General features: G+C 41.4%; 15 protein-coding genes. 8 read left to right on the forward strand and 7 right to left on the reverse strand.

The genetic code is table 11. From position 1 onward, the window contains the following. Positions 1-26 precede the first annotated feature (26 nt). On the forward strand, positions 27-1103 hold the full coding sequence (locus E7Y33_RS01110; protein ID WP_139689406.1) for a DUF2974 domain-containing protein: 1077 nt from the start codon (positions 27-29) through the stop codon (positions 1101-1103). 82 nt (positions 1104-1185) lie between these two features. Here E7Y33_RS01110 and E7Y33_RS01115 read toward each other — a convergent pair whose 3' ends face one another. After that, entirely contained in the window at positions 1186-9393 is an 8208-nt protein-coding gene (locus tag E7Y33_RS01115) for a YSIRK-type signal peptide-containing protein (RefSeq protein WP_139689407.1), read from the reverse strand. Positions 9394-10011: 618 nt separating this feature from the next. Here E7Y33_RS01115 and E7Y33_RS01120 point away from each other — a divergent pair. Next, on the forward strand, positions 10012-10641 hold the full coding sequence (locus E7Y33_RS01120) for an MBL fold metallo-hydrolase (RefSeq protein ID WP_139689408.1): 630 nt from the start codon (positions 10012-10014) through the stop codon (positions 10639-10641). Between the two features lie 104 nt (positions 10642-10745). Here the strand turns inward: E7Y33_RS01120 and E7Y33_RS01125 are convergent, their stop codons facing one another. Both E7Y33_RS01125 and E7Y33_RS01130 read right to left on the reverse strand, forming a co-directional pair. Continuing rightward, complete coding sequence (locus E7Y33_RS01125) at positions 10746-11510, reverse strand: hypothetical protein (protein WP_139689409.1); 765 nt, start codon at positions 11508-11510, stop codon at positions 10746-10748. Between the two features lie 88 nt (positions 11511-11598). Next, complete coding sequence (locus E7Y33_RS01130; protein WP_139689410.1) at positions 11599-13491, reverse strand: M13 family metallopeptidase; 1893 nt, start codon at positions 13489-13491, stop codon at positions 11599-11601. A gap of 179 nt (positions 13492-13670) precedes the next feature. Here E7Y33_RS01130 and E7Y33_RS01135 point away from each other — a divergent pair, with 179 nt between their 5' ends. The 6 genes from E7Y33_RS01135 to E7Y33_RS01160 all read left to right on the forward strand — a co-directional run bounded on the left by E7Y33_RS01135 (position 13671) and on the right by E7Y33_RS01160 (position 18068). Next, a complete protein-coding gene (locus tag E7Y33_RS01135) occupies positions 13671-14393 on the forward strand; it encodes a metal ABC transporter ATP-binding protein (RefSeq protein WP_000619158.1) in 723 nt (240 codons plus the stop codon). Continuing rightward, complete coding sequence (locus E7Y33_RS01140) at positions 14390-15238, forward strand: metal ABC transporter permease (protein WP_000634601.1); 849 nt, start codon at positions 14390-14392, stop codon at positions 15236-15238. Before E7Y33_RS01135 ends, E7Y33_RS01140 begins: the two co-directional genes overlap by 4 nt. A gap of 25 nt (positions 15239-15263) precedes the next feature. Further along, entirely contained in the window at positions 15264-16196 is a 933-nt protein-coding gene (locus E7Y33_RS01145) for a metal ABC transporter substrate-binding protein (RefSeq protein ID WP_000733063.1), read from the forward strand. A gap of 122 nt (positions 16197-16318) precedes the next feature. Beyond that, a complete protein-coding gene (tpx, locus tag E7Y33_RS01150; protein WP_000206541.1) occupies positions 16319-16813 on the forward strand; it encodes a thiol peroxidase in 495 nt (164 codons plus the stop codon). Between the two features lie 83 nt (positions 16814-16896). After that, a complete protein-coding gene (locus E7Y33_RS01155; RefSeq protein ID WP_139689411.1) occupies positions 16897-17547 on the forward strand; it encodes a metal-dependent transcriptional regulator in 651 nt (216 codons plus the stop codon). A gap of 107 nt (positions 17548-17654) precedes the next feature. Beyond that, entirely contained in the window at positions 17655-18068 is a 414-nt protein-coding gene (locus E7Y33_RS01160) for a hypothetical protein (RefSeq protein WP_139689412.1), read from the forward strand. A gap of 31 nt (positions 18069-18099) precedes the next feature. Here E7Y33_RS01160 and dtd read toward each other — a convergent pair whose 3' ends face one another. The 4 genes from dtd to E7Y33_RS01180 form a co-directional block, all read right to left on the reverse strand. Continuing rightward, on the reverse strand, positions 18100-18543 hold the full coding sequence (gene dtd, locus E7Y33_RS01165; protein WP_139689413.1) for a D-aminoacyl-tRNA deacylase: 444 nt from the start codon (positions 18541-18543) through the stop codon (positions 18100-18102). Between the two features lie 18 nt (positions 18544-18561). Beyond that, positions 18562-20778: a RelA/SpoT family protein gene (locus E7Y33_RS01170; protein ID WP_139689414.1), complete on the reverse strand. Its 2217-nt coding sequence runs from the start codon at positions 20776-20778 to the stop codon at positions 18562-18564. Positions 20779-20916: 138 nt separating this feature from the next. Further along, complete coding sequence (locus tag E7Y33_RS01175) at positions 20917-22047, reverse strand: ABC transporter ATP-binding protein (RefSeq protein WP_000229944.1); 1131 nt, start codon at positions 22045-22047, stop codon at positions 20917-20919. Positions 22048-22160: 113 nt separating this feature from the next. After that, positions 22161-23030, reverse strand: coding sequence for a helix-turn-helix domain-containing protein (locus E7Y33_RS01180; RefSeq protein WP_044021198.1), 870 nt, complete (start codon positions 23028-23030; stop codon positions 22161-22163). Positions 23031-23032: the final 2 nt, after the last annotated feature.

A 23032-nucleotide genomic window follows, 5' to 3' on the forward strand; every position in this document is an offset into this window, starting at 1 on the left:
GGATAAACATAGAGAAAGGAGCTTTTATGGCCAATATTTTTGACTACCTCAATGATGTAGCATACGATTCCTTTTATGACCTCCCCGTGAACGAGTTAGATGTTCTTGCCTTGACTGAATTAACCTACCTTGCTTTTGATGATGTAGTCACCCAAGAACCAAAGCGTCTCATAGATCTTGCATCTCAAATCCCTAGAGACACGACTATGCTGACCAATAAGAACCGTCTTCAATTGTTAGATCAGCTCGCTCAACACAAACGCTTTAAAAATTGCAAGCTCTCAGACTTTATCAACGATATTGATCCTGAATTGCAAAAACAGTTTGCAGCCATGACTTATCGTATCAGTCTCGATACTTATTTGCTTGTTTTTCGCGGAACGGATGATAGTATCATTGGTTGGAAAGAAGATTTCCATATGACCTATATGAAGGAAATCCCTGCTCAAAAACATGCCCTCCAGTATTTAGAGAACTTTTTTTCCCAACATCCTAACCAAAAGGTTATTCTAGCAGGACACTCAAAAGGGGGTAATCTAGCTGTCTATGCTGCCAGTCAACTTGATCCTAACTTGCAGAAAAACATTGTCGCTGTCTATACTTTTGATGCCCCTGGGCTTCACAAGGAACTAACCGAAACAGCTGGCTATCAAAACATGATGGAAAGAACGAAAGTATTTGTTCCACAAGGTTCTATCATTGGGATGATGCTGGAAATTCCGGATAAAAAAATTGTTGTTCGAAGCACTGCCTTGGGTGGTATCGCCCAGCACGATACCTTTAGTTGGCAGGTTGAAGACAAGCACTTTGTCCAACTAGACGAGACCAATAGTGACAGCCAACAAGTCGACACTACTTTCAAGGAATGGGTTGAAACAGTTCCTGACGAAGAACTGCAGCTCTACTTTGACCTCTTTTTTGGAATTATTCTTGATGCAGGCATCTCCTCTATCAACGATCTTTCTTCCTTCAAGGTCATTGAATACATTCACCATCTCTTTGTCCAAGCTCAATCCCTCACTCCCGAAGAAAGAGAAACCATGGGACGACTAACCCAACTCTTGATCGACACCCGCTACCAAGCTTGGAAAAATCGAGAATAGACAAAAAACCAACTAACCTAATGATTAGTTGGTTTTTTGTTTAAGAAACTAATGGATACTACTTAGAATCTCGAGTATAGAATTAGTCTTCTTTTTTCTTGTGAGACACAAGTCCAAATCCGCTCATCAAACCAAGTACTCCTAGAGTTGCCAAAGCTGAATGATCTTCCGTACCAGTATTAGGTAATTCTTTGGTTGCTTTAGTAGTTGGAGATTGCTCAGTCGGTTTTTGTTGAGGGGCAGTAACAACTTTTTCGTAGACATGTTCTGTGTCACCGTTTGGAAGTTTCTTAGTCTCTACGAAGCGGTAACCTGGAATATCTTTCTTAGGTTGTTCACCGTCTTCGGTTGGATGTCCTGGAATTTCATTGCCTTCCTTATCCTTATGACTGGTCTTCACTTTTTCGTAGACATGTTCTGTGTCGCCGTTTGGAAGTTTCTTAGTCTCTACGAAGCGGTAGCCTGGAATATCTTTCTTAGGTTGTTCACCGTCTTCGGTTGGGTGGCCTGGAATTTCGTTCCCTTCCTTATCCTTATGACTGGTCTTAACCTTCTCATAAACGTGTTCTGTGTCGCCGTTTGGAAGTTTCTTAGTCTCTACGAAGCGGTAACCTGGAATATCTTTCTTAGGTTGTTCGCCGTCTTCGCTTGGATAGCCTGGAATTTCATTGCCTTCCTTATCCTTATGACTAGTCTTAACCTTCTCATAAACGTGTTCTGTGTCACCGTTTGGAAGTTTCTTAGTCTCTACGAAGCGGTAACCTGGAATATCTTTCTTAGGTTGTTCACCGTCTTCGGTTGGATAACCTGGAATTTCATTGCCTTCCTTATCCTTATGACTGGTCTTAACCTTCTCATAAACGTGTTCTGTGTCGCCGTTTGGAAGTTTCTTAGTCTCTACGAAGCGGTAACCTGGAATATCTTTCTTAGGTTGTTCACCGTCTTCGCTTGGATAACCTGGAATTTCATTGCCTTCCTTATCCTTGTGACTAGTCTTAACCTTCTCATAAACGTGCTCTGTGTCGCCGTTTGGAAGTTTCTTAGTCTCTACGAAGCGGTAACCTGGAATATCCTTCTTCGGTTGTTCACCATCTTCGCTTGGATAACCTGGAATTTCATTGCCTTCCTTATCCTTATGACTAGTCTTAACCTTCTCATAAACGTGTTCTGTGTCCCCGTTTGGAAGTTTCTTAGTCTCTACGAAGCGGTAACCTGGAATATCCTTCTTAGGTTGTTCACCGTCTTCGCTTGGATAACCTGGAATCTCATTGCCTTCCTTATCCTTATGACTGGTCTTCACTTTTTCGTAGACATGTTCTGTGTCGCCGTTTGGAAGTTTCTTAGTCTCTACGAAGCGGTAACCTGGAATATCCTTCTTAGGTTGTTCTCCGTCTTCGCTTGGATATCCTGGAATTTCATTCCCTTCCTTATCCTTGTGACTAGTCTTAACCTTCTCATAAACGTGTTCTGTGTCCCCGTTTGGAAGTTTCTTAGTCTCTACAAAGCGGTAACCTGGAATATCTTTCTTCGGTTGTTCGCCGTCTTCTGTTGGATAACCTGGAATGTCATTGCCTTCCTTATCCTTGTGACTAGTCTTAACCTTCTCATAAACGTGTTCTGTGTCGCCGTTTGGAAGTTTCTTGGTCTCTACGAAGCGGTAACCTGGAATATCCTTCTTCGGTTGTTCACCATCTTCGCTTGGATAACCTGGAATGTCATTGCCTTCCTTATCCTTGTGACTAGTCTTAACCTTCTCATAAACGTGCTCTGTGTCGCCGTTTGGAAGTTTCTTAGTCTCTACGAAGCGGTAACCTGGAATATCCTTCTTAGGTTGTTCGCCGTCTTCGCTTGGATAACCTGGAATGTCATTGCCTTCCTTATCCTTATGACTAGTCTTAACCTTCTCATAAACGTGTTCTGTGTCGCCGTTTGGAAGTTTCTTAGTCTCTACGAAGCGGTAACCTGGAATATCCTTCTTAGGTTGTTCGCCGTCTTCGCTTGGATAACCTGGAATGTCATTCCCTTCCTTATCCTTATGACTGGTCTTAACCTTCTCATAAACGTGTTCTGTGTCCCCGTTTGGAAGTTTCTTAGTCTCTACGAAGCGGTAGCCTGGGATATCTTTCTTCGGTTGTTCGCCGTCTTCGCTTGGATAACCTGGAATTTCATTCCCTTCCTTATCCTTATGACTGGTCTTAACCTTCTCATAAACGTGGACCACATTGCCTTTTTCATCAACCTTAGTTTCAACAATTTTATATCCTGGAATATCTTTCTTAGGTTGCGAACCATCTTCACTTGGTGCTAGGATATTTCCTTTAGTATCAACAAATGAAGTATTCGGACGTACAGTAGGGATGTATTTAGCTGTAATTGGGGTTCCATTCTTATCAACACGTTTAACTGTTACTCCAGTTGCTCGACCTACAAATTCTGGCTCTGGTGTGAAAGTAACTTTTCCAGCTTCATCAATAGTATATGTACCCTCACCTGGTACCTTCTTCTCTGTTGTACCATCGTCAAAGGTCGGCTTAACTGTTTCATCAATTTCTACCGGAATTTCTTTACCATTGATTGTTACTTTTCCGCCTTCAAATGTTGGTGTTCCTGATTGAGGTTGTCCTTTCGGACCTTCTGATTCAGAATCTTTTGAAGTAGGTGTAACCGGGATAACAACTGGGGTATACTTAGCTGTAATTGGGGTTCCATTCTTATCAACACGCTTAACAGTCACACCTGTTGCTTGACCTGTAAATGTCTTCTCGGGAGTAAAGGTTACTTTTCCAGTTTCATCAATAGTATATGTACCTTCACCTGGAATTGTCTTCTCTTTTGTACCATCATCAAACGTTGGTTTGACTGTTTCATCAATTTCAACAGTTTTCTCAATACCATTAACTTTGACTTTTCCACCTTCAAATGTTGGTGTTCCTGATTGAGTTGCACCCTGAACATCTGTTGTAATAACATCCGAACTTGTTGGAGTTGCTGGTTTAACAACTGGAGTGTATTTAGCTTTTACAGGAGTTCCATTCTCATCTACACGTTGAACTTCTACGCCTGTTCCTTTTCCGGTAAATTGTGGTTCTGGCTTAAATTCTACCATACCATTATTTACAGTATAAGTTCCTTCGCCTGGAATGACAATTGGTTGATCTGTTGGTTTTCCTGTTTTTGGATCAATAAGTTCAAGACCTTTAGTTTCATCAATAGGAACAATTTTTTCCACTCCATTAACAGTAACCCTACCACCTAGGAATGTAGGCACTCCTTTTTGAGTTGCACCTTGAATGTCTTCTGTAACAGCATCAGTAGCTGTTGGAATTGCTGCCTTAACAACTGGAGTGTAGCTTGCTGTAACGGGGGTTCCATTCTTGTCTTCACGTAAAACTTCAACGCCTGATGCTTGACCTGTAAAGGTTTTTTCAGGAACAAAGGTTACTGTTCCGTCCGGTGCTACAGTATAAGTACCTTCACCCGGAATAGTGATAGAATCCACAACATTTCCAGTTTTAGAATCAATCAATTTAGCTGGAACAGTGTCATTCATCTCAACAGTAACTTCTTTTCCATTGACAACTGCAGTTCCACCTTGGAATTCTGGTTTTCCAGTTTGAGTTGCACCTTGAACATCTTCAGAAGTCGCAGGAACTCCAATAGGATTTACTGGGATAATTTGTGGCGTGTAAGTTGTCGTCACTTTAGTTCCATTTTCATCTTCTGCTTGCACAGTTGCTGGAGTAACCTTTCCAGAATACAATTTATCCGTTGGACTAAAGGTTACCTTTCCAGTTGTTGGATCAATAGAGAATGTACCAATTTCAGTAGTCCCATCTTCAGCATAAGCTGGAGTTGTCTGACCTGCAGGAACTTCATTTCCTTCTTTATCAAGAAGTTTTACTGAACCTTGTTTAATTGGTGCAATTGCATCACCTTGAACAAATGTAGGAGTGCCTGTTTGTGTTGCTCCTTGAATATTTTCAGAAGTTGCTGGAGTTGCTGTTGGTGTAACTGGCGTAATCAATGGTGTGTAAGTTGTTTCAACCGAAATACCATTTTTATCTTTAGCCTGTACACGCACAGGTTGAACTTCACCACTATAAGTCTTATCAGTTGGGGTAAAGACTGCAACGGCTTGTTCACCAACTGTTTTCAGAGTATATGTACCAATAACATTTCCACTAGGGTCTTTAGCTGGAACAGATGTTGCTGGAGTTCCGGTTTCATCTAAAAGAGTGAAAGTAGCTGGGTCAATATCTACAGTCACCTGTTTACCATCCAGTGTAGTCGTACCACCATTGAATGTTACTGTACTTTCTTGAGTTGCTCCTTGGACATCAACTGACTTAGCAGGTTCTGCTGTTGGAGTAACACCTACAATATGTGGAGTATAAGTTGTCTTAACTTTTGTACCATTCTCATCTTCAGCCTGAACTGTTGCAGGTTGGACTTTACCTTTGTAAGTCTTATCGGTTGGACTGAATGTTACAGTATTTGAAGTTGGGTCAATTGTATATTCCCCTACTTTGTTACCATTCTCATCCATTGCATCTACTGAAGCTCCAGGTGCTACCGGAGTACCATTCTTATCAAGAAGAACAGCTGAGTTCGGCTTGATTGGAGCAACAGAGTGTCCTTCTTTGAATGCTACCGTTCCTGTTTGAGTAGCGCCTTGGATACCAGTTGATTCTGCAGGAGTTGCCGTTGGAGTAACTGGTGTAACAGTTGGAGTATATGTTGCTGTCGCTGTAGCGGTAATAGGTTGTCCATCTTTATCTTGACCAAGAGTTGCTGTTAATGATACAGTCACTGGGGTTGCTGTACCTGTGAATGTTTTCAACGGAACAAATGTCACAACACCAGTTTCATTATTAATTGTGTATGTTCCTTGACCATCAATTGTTACTTGGTCAACTAACTTACCAGTGGTAGGATCTACCAACTTAGCAGGTGAAGTAGCACTTGGTGTCACAGGTGAGCCATCACCAACAGATGTAAAGGTTGGAGTACCTGTTTGAGTCGCTCCTTGAACATCTGTGGATGTTACATTATGACCTTCAATCGTGTCTGTTACTGTGATGTGGTAAGTTGTTGTAGCGGTTGATGAGCCAGCCCCATGATCCACACCAGATTCAGTTCCACCTATTGTAGCATCTGTTGTGTAATTGCCATTACTATCAATAACGTCAACTGTTACTGTATAGACTCCCACTTCACTCAGTGTATAACCACTAGCAAGATTATAGTTGTTTGCATCTTGTTTAGTGTCATAAACCTTCTGAACTCCTGAAGGAGATGTTACTGTAATACGAGTAATGTAAGTTGTTTTTCCGTACTTAGTATCTTCTGCATCAGAGATTGTCACTGCAGCTTTTGCTTCATTACGGAGATCTACCGCAGTTCCTTTAGTAGAAGTATAATCTTGTGAGCTTGCAGTTGGTTTCGTATTGACAACAGTCGCTACATCTGAGTTAGTTGCGATTGTTCCTCTAATGATTCCACCAAAACCTGATTTAGTATGAACTTCCCATGAATCATCACCCAACTTTTTAGCAGTAACTTCTGTTCCATCTGATGATGTCCATGTGTTTGAATGTTTGTCAAAAGTAATAGTTACTGACATACCATCGCCAGCTTGGTTAGTATTTTGAGAAACATATTCCGTCATTGGACGATCAGGAGTAGTTACACTGGTTACATTTCCATCTTTATCAAGTTGACGAGTATATTCGTAAATGAAGAATTTCATACCGCCATCTAGTTTCGCTTCAGTGTATACTTGGCGTTTCGTCCAAGTTGTAGTCCCATCTCCATTTGCTGTTTTCACTTCGGCATAGTCAGCAGGAAGCTCCCAGTGACCAGATGTACTATTTAAAACTGCAGTGTGTTTTTGCCCATCAGTTCCATTCAATTCAACTCGCTCACGTAAGAAAGTTCCCTTAACATTTTCAGCTGATGCTTCTACTTTGATATTATCAACACCAACTTTTGCAGTTGCTTCTGACGTGACTGGAATATTAAAGACGGTATTTGAATCTACAGCACCTAGTTCTTGATTTTCAGTAACCGCAGTATTGGTTGAACCACTATCTACAAGCCATTTACCATTAACGGCTTTCAAGTTTGTTACAGTTCCATCTGGCATTGTAACCTTAGCACTTGTAGCACCTTTCGAGATTTTAACAGGAACTGTTGTTGAATAGGTTTCAACGTTTTGAACTTCAACTTTAGGCTTAACAACTACAGTAATAGAACCGTGAGCCTCTTGACCTGACTGATTCCATGTCGTACTATTAGATAATTTATCATAATCTTTAGCAAATACTGAAACGGTATAGATACCTGCCTCTGTCACCTTACCTCCAATGACAGCATTACCCATGTTGGTTCCAGCAGCTTTTTGCTCTTCAGCAGTACTGTTTGTTACAGTATAGTTGGTACCAGGAATCAACACTTTAGAATCATCTAATTCTGCTCCTATAGTGTTGTAGCCTGAGACACCTGTGACTGCTTTAGAAGAATTTTGACGAACTTTAACTACTTTACCTTCAGCAGTTGTATAGTCATAGTTTCCTGCTGAATTGCCAGGTATCGCACTAGCTCCCGAAGAATCATGAAAACGAAGATTGATATTCGCATCATCACCAACAGTTCTATCATAACGAGCTGAATCTGACTGAATTGTAGGAGGTGTGCTATCTTGCCAACCTACCCAACCAGCACGTAGATTCTGAATTTGGAAGGTGACAGTCCGCCCATCTGTATTCGTTGCAGTAATATTGAATCGTAAGTCATACACTCCATTTTCAATACCAGCAATTACTTTACCTTGAATGGTATCTGTCGCCTCATCATAAGCAACACCTGGTACAAGGTTAGTTGGTGTTACAGAGGTAAGACTCCAACCAGCTTGCTTAGCTTTTTCTGTAACTGCAATACGATCTTTCAAACCTTTAATATAAACTCTGTCAACTCCTTGTTCATACCCATAGCCATAAATTTCTGTAGCTAGGTATTCATAACCACCGTTAGCAGAGTATATTGACGTCGCAGCGTTTGAAATTCTTGACCCATCCGCACGGAGTTTGTTTCTCCAAAGAGGGGCTTCTTCTGCTAATTTTTTAGCGGCATCAGGGGTTAATGGATAGTCTACACGTCCTTTGTTGTTATGACCAGTTTTTCCACCCTGTTCTGTATGCATCCCATTTCCAGCATTTGTATCATTACCAACCCGCTGATTAGAATAGACTTCAATCTCTAGCCCTGTAGCATCAGTACCCGTAATTAATTTAATTTCTTGTACCGGAATCGTATAGGTATCCTTACCAGTATGATTTGCAGCGTTTGTTTCCGATGCATGAGTTGTGTTAGAACCCTCTTCAGCATAGAAATCTTGAGCAGCCAAAGCGACTCCGAAGTTTCCGTCTTTTCCGATTCCTGCTTTCTTCAAATCATTGTAGACAGCAATAATGGAATCATTTAAGCGTGACAATTGATCATTGATTTGTTTAGCTGTAAGGGTATCATTCGCTAGGACTTTTTTCGTTTCTGCAATAACTTCCTTATTATTAGCTATCGCCGCCTCAATTGCCGCTTTGTTTTCAGCCTCAAGCTTATTTCTACGAACTGCTTCAGTTGCTAAAACATTGGTTACCTCAGCTTCAGAGGTAACTTGTTCTAAGACTTTTTTACTTTCTTGGACTGGTTCGACAGTTTCTTTTGTTTCTTCTACTTTTTTTGCTTTTTCTGTAGCAGTGGTCGCCACTGGTTTGACTGCTGTAGTTGCTGCTGTTTCCTCAACTTGTTTCCCAGCTTCGTCTGACTCAACTACAACTGTAATCAAAGCTTCAACTTTAGCATGCTCTGCATCGATATCAGCCTGTTTTGCAGTTTCGTTTGCAAGAACTGCCTTTGCCGCAGTCAATACTTCATTTGCAGTAGCTATCGCTGTTGCATCAGCTTTCTTTGCAGATGCAATCTTCGCTTCTAACTCAACTACTTTTTTAGTCAGAGCAGTCTTATCAACTTTTTTAGTCTCTACTACTTTTTCTGACGCCTTAGCTTCAGATTTCTCCGCCGTTATAGTTGACTCCGACTCCTTTGTTGCTACTGGTGTTGTCGTTGCCACTGTTGCATCTGCACCTTGTACTTCCACTGCCGATACCGCACCATTACCTAGGAACATCATCAAACCGGTCGCAATTGCCACCGAGGCTGCTCCAAAGCTGTACTTTCGAATGCCATAACGAATGTACTTCTCCGTTCTAAAATCCTGTTGTTTGCTCTTCATGAGACACACAACCTCCTTATTTTTATTATATCGATATTGAAATGTAGAAAAAAACGAAATTTCTTCCCTACTCAAAAAATGGTCTTTAAATTTCATTATTCTAAAAGGATTATATCCTTGTATTCAATATGCATATTCATACTAACACTTTTCCCTATCTTTTTCAACAACTTTTATAATTTTATTTAAAATAAAATTAATAACATCCAAATTATTTGATTTGAAAAAAACAAGCAAAAGGCTTATATTTACAATATGTAAACCTTTTGCTTTTGTTGAAAACAAACTCAATAAAATACTATTTAATGTATCAAATATATATTTATATTTTGATACATTTATCGTATGTTATTTTTATACACTGTTTAATTATAATTATTGCTATAAATATGAGTGTTCCCTGTATCGAAATCAGTGTATTTTGGTGAGTTATTTCTTATTTGTTCTATGTTCTTATTACCATTCAACTAAAAATATAACAAGTCTTCTCACAGCAATTTCCTTCTTTTTTAATATAAATCAACCAACCTTGAATACAAAAGAGGGACTTTCTTTTCACTTTATTTCCCTCTTCTATGCTATACTTAGTTTAGTACATTCTTTGAGATTGGAGCCAGTATGAAAATCCATAAAACCGTGAATCCCGTTGCCTATGAAAACACTTATTATCTAGAAGGAGACCAACACCTGATTTTGGTTGACCCAGGTAGCCATTGGGAAGCTATCCGCAAGACTATCGAAAAAATCAACAAACCAGTCTGTGCGATTCTCCTGACCCACACCCACTACGACCATATTATGAGTCTGGACTTGGTTAGAGATACTTTTGGAAAGCCCCCCGTTTATGTAGCAGAAAGTGAAGCCAGCTGGCTCTATACTCCTGTTGACAATCTCTCTGGCCTACCTCGTCATGATGATATGGCTGATGTCGTCTGCAAACCAGCTGAACACACCTATGTCTTTCATGAGGAATACCAGATCGAAGAGTTTCGTTTTACGGTATTGCCAACACCTGGCCATTCTATCGGAGGTGTTTCTCTGGTTTTTCCTGATGCCCATCTAGTCTTAACCGGAGATGTTCTATTCCGCGAAACCATCGGACGGACAGACCTTCCTACAGGTAGCATGGAACAACTTCTCCATAGTGTCCAGACTCAACTCTTCACTCTTCCTAACTACGATGTCTATCCTGGGCACGGCCCGGCTACGACCATCGCTCACGAAAAGACCTTTAATCCCTTTTTCTAGCAAACAAAAAACCAAGGATAATTTCCTCGGTTTTTTTGTAGCTTCTATTTTTATGTTAATATTTTCTCAGAAGAATCAATATTGACTAGAAAAATAATTCAAAACTAATTAGCCGGATTCAATTCTTTCCAACTAATGTTAGACAAATCAAGCTTTTCAGAAGAGATATCTAAAACTTGCTCTGCTTTTTCATTGCCACCGATTTGAATAGTTGCTTCTTTAATCTTCTGGACTCCATTTTTATCAAACGAATATAAAGCCAAGTTCATTTCTGGACGGGTTGACTGCCAGTCTGCATAAGAGACTAGACCATTTTCGTAAATAACAAAGCCTGAGCGAAAACCACCTGCAGAAGGTACATATGCTGTATGAAGTAAACTAGGTTTGTGATTTTCCAAATAATAAATGGCTGAAACAAATTTTTCATCGCCAATAAGCAACTCGTCTTGACCATCCTTATTCAAATCAACTATTGCGTATTTCCAATCGGGTGCATTATGATAATCCATTCGAGAGAAAACTAGGCCATATTCTTCTGAAGTAATCTTATCTTGTTTACTTTCCTTGTATAAATCTTCTCTATTACCTTGTTTTAAAAGGTCTGTAAAGTGTTTATAGCGTTCAATCACTTCTTTATATAAATCTTGTCTGGTTTCTTTCTTATTTTCAGCAGTCGATTGCGATTCCTTGGTTGACGAGTCACTAGTATTTTCAGCCTTAGCTTCTGTTGATACACTAGTCTTATCGTCTTTGGAGACCGATGATAGTGCAGATGAAGGTTCTGTATTGTTCCTATTTTTATTGAGACTACAAGATGCTAAAACTGAAATCGAAAGAATAGCTGAAAGCGTCATTAAAAATTTCTTCATGTTAACCTCGATAGCATTGCATTTTCAGATTGATAAACTTCAAAAATGAACCATTAATTCCAAGATGATACTTGGTTAGAGACTTACTTTACCAAATAATCACACGGTCCTCTGGTGAACGCCACATGCCGTCGCCTTCTTTGACATCATAGGTTATAAAGAAGTCATCGAAGTTTGGTACTTGAACATTGACACGGAGTTTGGCAGGCGCGTGCACGTCGACACTGGCCATGAGTTTCATCAACTCCGGACGGCCTTTCATACGCCAGATACGAGCAAAGTTGTGGAAGAATTCTTCAGCTGAGAAGTCTGGTTCTCTCTTGGCTGCTTCAAGGGCTGCAGCAATTCCGCCCAAGTCGGCAACGTTTTCGGATACGGTTAGTTTCCCGTTAATCCTTGCGCCGTAAGATTCTTTCCCATCAAACTGGTCGATAACTTTCTGCGTTTTTTCTTTAAAGGCAGCATAGTCGCTTTCTGTCCACCAATCCTTGAGGCTACCATTTTCATCAAAGGAAGCTCCATTTGTATCAAAGGCGTGAGAAATCTCGTGGGCAATAACAGCCCCAATACCACCGTAGTTGGCAGAAGACGACTGATGCAAGTCATAGAATGGAGCCTGCAAAATGGCAGCTGGGAAGACAATCAAGTTCTTCTGAGGATTGTAGTAGGCATTAACCATATGAGCAGGCATGCCCCATTCCTTGTAGTCAACCGGTTGGTTCCACTTGCTCCAGCTGTGCTTGATTTCCACACGCGCAAAAGCTAGGGCATTCTCAAAGAGACTGGCAGTTTCATCCACTACTTTGTCCTTGTAGCGTTCTGGCAATTCCTCTGGATAACCGATATAAGGCTTGATGACATTGAGTTTGACAATAGCCTTATCACGCGTTTCAGGAGTGAGCCAGTCATTCTTAGCCAAACGTTCCTTATAAACATCAATCATAGTCGCCACTTTTTTCTCTACGTCTGCCTTAGCTTCTGGGGAGAATTTTTCATGCGCATACCAGAGACCAAGGGCTTGCTTAAAGGGACCTTGGGCCAAGTGATAGGCTGCCTTGACCTTGTCCTGAGCTTCTGGAACACCTGAAAGGGCACGTCCATAGGCACCTGATAGGACACGAATCTCGTCTGTGAGATAGCTGGTTGAAAGATTGACCACAGCCAAAATCAAGGTTGCCTTAAGCAAAGGCCACGCTTCTTCACTATAAAATTGGTCTGCTGCTTGCCAGAAACGTTCCTCATCTACGATAACCTTATCTGGAGTTTGTCCAAGAACTGCTTGGAAGAAATCATCCAAAGGTAGGGCAGGGGCAAATTTCTTGAAATCTTCATAAGCGTATGGATGGTAGAGTTTGGCATATTCTGAACTTTCTTCGTTTGAAAGAACCACTGCTGCGATACGACGGTCCAATTCCAATCTCTTCTCTAGTAAGTCTTCGATTTCCTCATCTGAAAAATCATAGGCTTTGAGAAGATTTGCGCTACTTTCCTTCCAAAGCGTCAAGAGCTCCTCACGTTGAGGATGGTCTTCAGCATAGTAGGTTGTATCTGGCAAGATAGTTCCTGGTGCACTTGCCCAGAGAACATTGGTTCTGGCATCCATAAAGTCTGGTGATACTCCAAATGGAAGGAAGTTTGGTTTACCTGCTAGTTCAAACTCTGCCAGTTTGCTGGTAAAATCTGCAAAGCTCTCCAAATCTTGGTATTCCTTGAGCAGAGGAAGGACAGGCTTGATTCCATCTGCATCCCTCTTATCAAAATCACGTACCATACGATGGTACTTAACAAAATTTGCGAGGATAGCGTCCTCTGGAACATCTTCGCCTTCCAACCACTTGTCCGTAGTTGCCAGCATTAACTCTTCAATTTCCTCATCAAGGTCAATAAAGCCACCTGTTCGAGATTTATCAGCTGGAATAACAGCTGTTTTTTCCCATTCTCCATTGATTGCATCATAAAAATCGTCTTGATAACGTGTCATCTTGTTCTCGCTTTCATTTTTTCACTTATTCTTAGCTTAGCAAAAAACACTTGGGAATGCAATTAAAAATGGTCTCTCTTTTTTCTTCATTTTTCAGTTATTATTTTAAATTTTTTAAAAATTAACTTGACTTAATTTTTTTTTTAATGTATATTAAAAGACAGGAGGAAAACAACTGTATGATACGTATCGAAAACCTCAGTGTCTCCTACAAAGAAACGTTGGCACTAAAGGATATTTCACTAGTGCTCCACGGACCAACTATTACCGGAATTATTGGTCCAAACGGTGCTGGAAAATCAACTTTATTAAAAAGTATGTTGGGAATTATCCCACACGAAGGTCAGGCCTTTCTCGATGACAAAGAAGTCAAGAAATCTTTACATCGAGTTGCCTATGTCGAGCAAAAAATCCATATCGACTACAATTTCCCTATCAAGGTCAAGGAATGTGTCTCACTGGGACTCTATCCATCTATCCCGCTCTTCCACACTTTAAAGGCCAGCCACTGGAAAAAAGTGGCGGATGCACTTGAAATCGTTGGACTCTCAGACTATGCTGATCGCCAAATCAGTCAGCTCTCTGGAGGACAATTCCAACGTGTTTTGATTGCCCGCTGCTTAGTGCAGGAAGCTGACTACATCTTTTTAGATGAGCCTTTTGTCGGGATTGACTCGATCAGTGAAGAGATTATCATGAATACACTGAGAGACCTTAAAAAAGCTGGTAAAACAGTTCTCATCGTCCATCATGACCTCAGCAAAGTCCCTCATTATTTCGACCAAGTTATGCTTCTCAATCGAGAATTGGTTGCTATTGGTTCAACTGAAGAAACCTTTACCGAAGTCAATCTCAAAAAAGCTTATGGTAGTAAGCTCTTCTTTAATGGAGGTGACCTATGATAGTAGAATTTATCGATGGATTGCAACATTTCCATTTCCTACAAAATGCCCTGATAACAGCTATAGTCATCGGGGTGGTTGCTGGAGCCGTGGGATGTTTTATCATCTTACGTGGAATGTCTCTCATGGGGGATGCCATCTCTCACGCAGTTTTGCCCGGCGTAGCCCTTTCCTTTATCCTGGGAATTGATTTCTTTATTGGAGCGATCATCTTTGGCTTGATGGCTTCCATCATCATTACCTACATCAAGGGGAACTCTATCATCAAGAGTGACACTGCCATTGGTATTACCTTTTCATCTTTCTTAGCCTTAGGTGTCATCTTGATTAGTGTTGCCAAGAGTTCGACAGACCTCTTCCATATCCTTTTTGGGAATATCCTCGCTGTCCAAGATACGGACATGTGGATCACCATTGGTGTGGGGGCATTGATTCTCTTGATTATCGGGATTTTCTTTAAACAACTATTGATTACATCCTTTGACGAGCTTTTGGCTAAAGCCATGGGAATGCCTGTTAATTTCTATCACTACCTCCTCATGGTACTCTTGACCCTTGTGTCAGTCACTGCCATGCAAAGTGTTGGAACGATTCTTATCGTGGCCATGTTGATCACCCCAGCTGCGACGGCTTACCTTTATGCTAATAGCCTAAAGAGCATGATTTTTCTTTCATCAACCCTAGGGGCAACCGCTTCTGTTTTGGGACTCTTTATCGGCTATAGCTTCAACCTCGCAGCAGGATCCAGCATCGTGCTCACATCTGCCAGCTTCTTCTTAATCAGTTTCTTTATCTCTCCAAAGCAACGATACTTGAAACTAAAAAATAAAAAAATCAATAAATAAGGGGAAACCCTTCTGGAGGAATCTAATGAAAAAATTAGGTACATTGCTCGTTCTTTTTCTTTCTATCATTGGATTAGCTGCCTGTGCTAGTGGGAAAAAAGATACAGCATCTACAAACCAAAAACTAAAGGTTGTAGCGACTAACTCTATCATTGCTGATATTACTAAAAATATCGCTGGTGACAAGATTGATCTTCATAGTATCGTTCCTGTTGGTCAAGACCCACACGAGTACGAACCACTTCCTGAAGACGTAAAGAAAACTTCTGAGGCTGACCTCATTTTCTATAACGGTATCAACCTTGAAACAGGTGGCAATGCTTGGTTTACCAAATTGGTCGAAAATGCCAAGAAAACTGAAAACAAAGACTACTATGCAGTTAGTGACGGCGTAGATATCATCTACCTTGAAGGTCAAAACGAGAAAGGCAAAGAAGACCCACACGCTTGGCTCAACCTTGAAAATGGGATAATTTATGCTAAAAATATCGCTAAACAGTTGATTGCAAAAGACCCTAGCAACAAGGAATTCTACGAAAAAAATCTCAAAGACTATACTGAAAAGCTAGACAAACTGGACAAGGAAGCTAAAGAGAAATTTAACAATATCCCTGCTGAGAAAAAACTCATTGTAACCAGCGAAGGATGCTTCAAATACTTCTCTAAAGCTTACGAAGTTCCAAGTGCCTACATCTGGGAAATCAACACAGAAGAAGAAGGAACACCTGAACAAATCAAGACCTTGGTTGAAAAACTTCGCCAAACAAAAGTTCCATCACTCTTTGTTGAATCAAGTGTCGATGACCGTCCAATGAAGACTGTTTCACAAGACACAAATATCCCAATTTACGCACAAATCTTTACTGACTCAATCGCTGAAGAAGGTAAAGAAGGTGACAGCTACTACAACATGATGAAATACAACCTTGACAAGATTGCTGAAGGTTTGTCAAAATAATCCATTAAAAAACGTCATTCTCACATGAATGGGCGTTTTTTTATCACTTAATTTCCGGTCAAATCATTGGAAAAATCTGACAATTCTCGGTAAAATGAAAGAAAAAAGAATGGAGTAGTTTCATGACCACTTTTCTCGGAAATCCTGTAACTTTTACAGGTAAACAACTGCAAGTCGGAGACAAGGCACTTGACTTTTCTCTTACGACAACCGATCTCTCTAAAAAAACGCTAGCTGACTTTGATGGAAAGAAAAAAGTCTTGAGTGTTGTCCCTTCTATCGATACTGGTGTCTGCTCAACGCAAACACGTCGATTCAACCAAGAACTTGCCAACCTTGACAACACCGTCGTTCTTACTGTTTCTATGGACTTACCATTTGCCCAAGGACGCTGGTGTGGGGCTGAAGGCCTTGACAATGCCATCATGCTCTCAGACTACTTTGACCATTCTTTCGGACGCGATTATGCCCTCTTGATCAACGAATGGCATCTCCTTGCACGTGCCGTCTTTGTTCTCGATACTGACAATGTCATCCGTTACGTAGAATACGTTGACAACATCAACACGGAACCAGACTTTGAAGCTGCCATTGCTGCAGTGAAAGAACTGGACTAAAATCACAAGCATTATGACAGAAAGCTAGAGAAATCTAGCTTTTTTTGGTATACTAGATGGAGAGAATGAACAAGAGGAAACGAATGACTCCAAATAAAGAAGATTATTTAAAATGTATTTATGAAATCGGTACGGACATGCAAAAAATCACCAACAAAGAGATTGCTGCCCGTATGCAGGTCTCTCCGCCTGCTGTAACAGAGATGATCAAACGCATGAAAAGTGAAAATCTCATCCTCAAGGATAAGGAGAACGGCTATCTATTGACAGATATTGGCCTCAAACTGGTCTCTGAGCTCTATCGTAAACACCGTTTGATTGAAGTCTTTCTAGTTCACCATCTAGACTATACTAGCGATCAAATCCACGAAGAAGCTGAGGTCCTAGAACACACAGTGTCTGACCTCTTCGTAGAGAGACTGGATAAACTACTGGGCTTCCCTAAAACCTGCCCTCACGGAGGAACCATCCCAGCTAAGGGAGAGCTCCTGGTTGAAATCAACAACTTACCACTGGCAGACGTCCAAGAAGCTGGAACCTATCTCCTGACTCGCGTTCATGATAGTTTTGAACTACTCAAATATCTAGAAAAGCATGAGATTCATATCGGTGACCAAGTCAAAGTCAAGCAGTTTGATAATTTTTCCAATACCTTTACACTGGTCAACAAAGGTGAAGACCTCCAAGTTAGTATGGATATCGCCAAACAACTCTATGTCGAAAAAATCAACTAAGCTCTTATTCCTGAAAGAAGTTCCTTTCAGGGATTTTTTATTATTTTAGTTGTAAGTTCCATTCGTTTGATGTAGAATGAAGCTAGATAAAAGAGGGAGGTCTTCCTATGAAAAAGCTCTTTAGAATCCATTTTGCAGCCATTGTAGTCAGCGATTTGCTACTGTTGGTAACTTTCAGACCCCGATACGAACTTTCTTTGGAGAGAGGCCTGATTTTTTTCTTCATTTTCATCCTTGCTCAAGGATTACTGCTATTTCGCTTGGTCAATCGACTCAAAAAACATTTCTCTGAGATTTATCCTCAGATGAACAAAAAAATTCGCTTCTACTATTTAGGAGTGCTCATCAGCGATTTTCTATTATTTGTCTTTTTATCCATCACTGGCCCTCAATATTTCTACTCTCTTACTCCAGTCTTTACTTCCTGTCATTCTACTTTATATTATATGACGGCTAGCCACCTAAGAGAAAACTATCCCGACTTTTACAACAAACACATCGCCTTCTGGGAGTGTCTATAAACAAAAACCAAGCCAGCTGGGCTTGGTTTTCTTATCTATTTTTTGTATCAAGGATAATGGTGACTGGTCCGTCATTGACCAGCTCAACCTGCATATCCGCTCCAAAGATACCTGTCTGAACAGGTACTTCCTGAGCTAGCTTTTGATTGAGAGCATCATAGAAATCTGATGCCCTATCAGGCTTGGCTGCACCTGTAAAGGCTGGACGATTGCCTTTCTTGGTATCCGCAAAGAGGGTAAACTGAGAAATCGAAAGGATTTCTCCCCCAATATCCTTGACAGATAGGTTCATCTTGCCTTCTGCATCTGAAAAAATCCGCATGTTGACCAGTTTTCTCACAGCATAATCCAGATCTTCCTCTTGGTCCTCTGGGCCTACACCGACCAACAATAAGAGTCCCTGATTGATTTTTCCCTGAACCTGACTTTCGATACTCACTTGGGCTTTTTTAACCCGTTGAATGATGATTTTCATAAGCGCCTTTCTATTCAATTAGCCGTTGGTTCGTTTGACTGAGTAAACCTCTGGCACACTCTTGATTTTGTCAACGACCGTTGTTAGCGTAGAAAGGTTTGAAATTCCAAAAGACACATGGATATTGGCAAATTTCATATCCTTGGTTGGTTGGGCGTTAACGGTTGAGATATTCTTAGTTGTGTTGGAAAGAACTTGCAGAACATCATTTAAGAGACCTGTCCGGTTGAGGCCGTAGATATCGATGTGAGCAATATATTCCTTGCTTGAGTACTGGTCTTCCCATTCCACATCAAGGAGACGTTGCTCGTAGTTTTCTTGGGCGCGAAGGTTCATACAGTCCACGCGGTGAATGGCCACACCACGGCCCTTGGTAATGTAGCCGACAATGTCGTCACCCGGAACTGGATTGCAACACTTAGCAATCCGCACTAAGAGACCTGAGGCTCCTTCAATCACCACACCCCCCTCATGTTTGACCTTGAGGGTTTCTTTATTCTCAACCTTAACTTCGCCACCTTTGACAAGCTCTTCTGCTTCCGCCTTGGCCTTGGCGCGTTCTTCCTCACGACGTTCCTTTTCGGTCAAACGATTAAAGACGGTAATAGCACCAATTTCTCCAAAACCAATAGCTGCATAGAGGGCCTCCTCTGTCTTGTAGCTGGTCTTTTGAAGGACCTCGTCCATGTGACGCTTGTCCATGAATTTATTGGCTACATAGCCGTTTTCTTGGAACTGAGCTATCAGCATTTCACGGCCCTTGTTAACAGACAATTCCTTGTCTTGGTTTTTAAAGAACTGACGAATCTTGTTGCGCGCCTTGCTGGTCTTGACCATGTTAAGCCAGTCACGACTCGGACCAAAGGAGTTGGGGTTGGTGATAATTTCAACCTGATCCCCTGTCTTGAGCTTGGTTGTCAGCGGAACCATACGGCCATTGACCTTGGCACCAGTCGCTTTTTCACCGACTTTGGTGTGGATCTCATAGGCAAAGTCAATCGGTCCTGAATCTTTTGGTAGGGAGCGAACCGCACCATCAGGAGTAAAGACGTAAATCTCCTCCGCCAGATAGTTTTCTTTAACAGAGTCCACAAATTCCTTGGCATCATCAGCCTGGTCTTGGAGCTCCATCATCTCCTTGATCCAGTTCATCCCAATAGCAGATTCCTTGCTGTTGACCTGCCCTTTAATACCTTTCTTATAAGCCCAGTGAGCCGCAACCCCGTACTCAGCCACTTCGTGCATTTCCTTGGTCCGAATCTGGAATTCAATCGGCCCTTTTGGCCCATAAACAGTCGTATGGATAGACTGGTAACCGTTGGCCTTACGATTGGCGATATAGTCTTTGAAGCGGCCTGGCATAGGTTTCCAAAGTTCATGCACATACCCCAGCATGGCATAGACATCACTTTGGGTATCCAAGATACAGCGAATGGCAATCAGGTCATAAATTTCCTCAAAGCGTTTCTTCTTATCCTGCATCTTGCGGTAAATCGAATAGATATGCTTAGGACGACCATAGATTTTCCCTTTGAGATTGCGTTCGGTAGCATAGTCCTCCAACTTGGTTACGACTTCATCGACCAGAGCCTCACGTTCTCTGCGTTTTTCCTTCATCATGTGGGTGATCTTGTAAAACTCAGTTGGATTGAGGTAACGGAAAGATAGATCTTCCAACTCCCACTTGACACTGGAAATCCCTAGACGATGAGCAAGTGGTGCGTAAATTTCCATGGTTTCTCTGGAGATCCGTTCTTGCTTGTCCTTTCGCAGGTGTTTGAGAGTCCGCATATTGTGCAAACGGTCCGATAATTTAACCAAGATAACACGGATATCCTCTGACATGGCCATAAGCATCTTGCGATGATTTTCAGCCAATTGTTCCTCGAGTGATTTGTACTCAACCTTACCAAGCTTGGTCACCCCATCAACGATAATCCGAACATCATGACCGAACTCTCTCTCCAGATCATCCAGTGTCGCATCTGTATCCTCAACCACGTCATGCAAAAAACCACAGGCAACGGTTACGGCATCCAGCTTGAGCTTAGCCAAAATTCCTGCTACCTGAATGGGATGGATAATATAGGGCTCTCCTGATTTCCGAAACTGCCCACTATGACAATCAACTGCGTAAATCAATGCTTTTTGTACAAAAGCAACGTCTTCCTTTGTTAAATATTCTTTCGTTAAAGCGACTACCTGATCGCCCGTCAAATTCACTTCTTTCGGCATCTATACTCTCCAATTCTTCCTACCATTTTATCACTTTTTTAAGGATATGAAAACTAGAAAAGCCTGTTTTTATGCCAATACCAATCATTAAAAAAACACTACCAGATTTCTATAGTAGTGTTTTGACATTTCATTTTCTTAGTAGACTGTTTTTTCAGTTTCTACATCGAAGAAGTGTGCTTTGTTCAAGTCAAATCCAAGTTCAACTGTTGCACCTGTTTGCAAGTAGTCACGAGCATCCACTTTTGCAACAAATTCGTCTTTACCAACTTGACAGTAAAGATGAGATTCTGAACCAAGCAATTCTGATACAGAGATAGTAGCTTTGACAACTGATTCTGGGAATGTTTCAAGGAAAGCAGGTTCTGCATTCACATCTTCTGGACGAATACCGAAGATCAATTCTTTTCCTTCGTAGCCTTTGTCACGAAGAACTTTCAAAGCACCTTCTGGCACTTTCAAGCGGAAACCGTCAGAAACAATTTCGCTACCAACCAATTTTACATTGATGAAGTTCATAGCTGGGCTTCCGATAAATCCTGCTACAAATTTGTTAACTGGGTTTTTGTAAACTTCTTGAGGGGTACCGATTTGTTCAACACGTCCGATAGTACCTGTACCAGCAGGGTTCTTAGTAGCTGACATGATAACAATACGGTCTGCAAGAGTCATCGCTTCTGTTTGGTCGTGAGTTACGTAGATAGTTGTAGCTCCGATACGACGGTGGATTTTCGCGATTTCAGCACGCATGGATACACGAAGTTTGGCATCCAAGTTTGACAAAGGTTCGTCCATCAAGAACACTTTTGCATCACGGACGATCGCACGACCCATGGCAACACGTTGACGTTGACCACCTGAAAGGTCAGCTGGTTTACGATCCAAGAATTCTTTCAAACCAAGGATTGCTGCTGCTTCTTGCACACGTTTGTCGATGTCTTCTTTGCTGTATTTACGCAATTTCAAACCGAAAGCCATGTTGTCATATACAGTCATGTGTGGGTAAAGAGCGTAGTTTTGGAATACCATGGCGATGTCACGGTCTTTTGGAGCTACGTCGTTGACAACCACGCCATCGATAGATGCAGTACCTTCTGTGATGTCTTCAAGACCAGCAATCATACGAAGAGTTGTTGATTTACCACATCCTGAAGGACCTACGAAAACGATAAATTCCTTGTCTTTGATGTCCAAGTTGAAGTCTTCAACTGAGTAGTGTTCGCTGTTTGGATATTTTTTGTAAATGTTTTTAAGATTTAATTCTACCATCGAGGTGAACTCCTTTTGTCTTTTGATAGTTTTATTATAGATGAAAACGCTTTATTTTTCTATGGCAAGGTGACCAAAAAAATAAAAAAGTTCTGTGCAACTTGCACAAAACTTTAAAGAATATCTGGTAAAATCAACTGATAACAAAGAGTGAGATCCGTCAACTCCTTCAACTGAAGTCCTGTCAATTCTTCCCATCTATCAATCTTGTATTGGAGAGAGTTGCGGTGCAGATAGAGTTGCTGGGCTGTTTTAGTCAGAACAGCACTGTTTTCCCAGAGAGAAAGGATAATTTCCTGAATCTGGTCTTGATCCAAGATCATCTGGTGCAGGCATTCCTTGGTTACCTTCAGGTCCACTAGTCTTTCTCCCATACTCCATAGATAGAGTTGTGAAAAGGTGTGTACACCTTGGTGACCCTGACGCCACCAAGTCTTAAACAAATCTCGCTCCGCTTTGATTAAGTCTGATAGGGCCTGAGGACCTGTCTGAGACCAAACCTGCCCCAACATGATCGACAGACGAAGACCAAAGTCATACTCAACTGCCTCAATCGTATCAGATAAGATCGAGCGAACAGAGGTGTACTTATCTTGTTGAAGCACAAATACATAATCCTGAGCCCCGACCTGCAATACTGTCTGGCAGTTGGGAAAGAGGGTCCGCATCATGTCTAGCCAAGAGGATAGATTTTCCTGTTGGAAATAGGAAAGATGGCAATAAACCAGTTGTATCTTTTTAAATGTTTGCGGTGCCTGCCCCTTCCCCTCAATCAGATAGGGATACCAAGGATTGAGCGAACGAGCCTGCTCTTGCTGGGTCAAAAGGGCAACCAGCTGCTTTTCACGCTCGCTGAGCCCAGCTTCCTCCAGTAAAATCCACTGCTGAGAAGCTAAAGGGAGAGTGAGATAGCCTGGTTTCTCTACTGGCTGATCTGAAATCTGAGCTTCAGGAAACCAGTCTTGTAATTCCTTTGCAATCATGT

Source organism: Streptococcus oralis (genome assembly GCF_006175905.1).
Classification (GTDB): domain Bacteria; phylum Bacillota; class Bacilli; order Lactobacillales; family Streptococcaceae; genus Streptococcus; species Streptococcus oralis_BG.

Coding starts and splice junctions, on each gene's coding strand:
- E7Y33_RS01110 (WP_139689406.1), top strand. CDS start 27: ATGGCCAATATTTTTGACTACCTCAATGATGTAGCATACGATTCCTTT.
- E7Y33_RS01115 (WP_139689407.1), bottom strand. CDS start 9,393: ATGAAGAGCAAACAACAGGATTTTAGAACGGAGAAGTACATTCGTTAT.
- E7Y33_RS01120 (WP_139689408.1), top strand. CDS start 10,012: ATGAAAATCCATAAAACCGTGAATCCCGTTGCCTATGAAAACACTTAT.
- E7Y33_RS01125 (WP_139689409.1), bottom strand. CDS start 11,510: ATGAAGAAATTTTTAATGACGCTTTCAGCTATTCTTTCGATTTCAGTT.
- E7Y33_RS01130 (WP_139689410.1), bottom strand. CDS start 13,491: ATGACACGTTATCAAGACGATTTTTATGATGCAATCAATGGAGAATGG.
- E7Y33_RS01135 (WP_000619158.1), top strand. CDS start 13,671: ATGATACGTATCGAAAACCTCAGTGTCTCCTACAAAGAAACGTTGGCA.
- E7Y33_RS01140 (WP_000634601.1), top strand. CDS start 14,390: ATGATAGTAGAATTTATCGATGGATTGCAACATTTCCATTTCCTACAA.
- E7Y33_RS01145 (WP_000733063.1), top strand. CDS start 15,264: ATGAAAAAATTAGGTACATTGCTCGTTCTTTTTCTTTCTATCATTGGA.
- tpx (WP_000206541.1), top strand. CDS start 16,319: ATGACCACTTTTCTCGGAAATCCTGTAACTTTTACAGGTAAACAACTG.
- E7Y33_RS01155 (WP_139689411.1), top strand. CDS start 16,897: ATGACTCCAAATAAAGAAGATTATTTAAAATGTATTTATGAAATCGGT.
- E7Y33_RS01160 (WP_139689412.1), top strand. CDS start 17,655: ATGAAAAAGCTCTTTAGAATCCATTTTGCAGCCATTGTAGTCAGCGAT.
- dtd (WP_139689413.1), bottom strand. CDS start 18,543: ATGAAAATCATCATTCAACGGGTTAAAAAAGCCCAAGTGAGTATCGAA.
- E7Y33_RS01170 (WP_139689414.1), bottom strand. CDS start 20,778: ATGCCGAAAGAAGTGAATTTGACGGGCGATCAGGTAGTCGCTTTAACG.
- E7Y33_RS01175 (WP_000229944.1), bottom strand. CDS start 22,047: ATGGTAGAATTAAATCTTAAAAACATTTACAAAAAATATCCAAACAGC.
- E7Y33_RS01180 (WP_044021198.1), bottom strand. CDS start 23,030: ATGATTGCAAAGGAATTACAAGACTGGTTTCCTGAAGCTCAGATTTCA.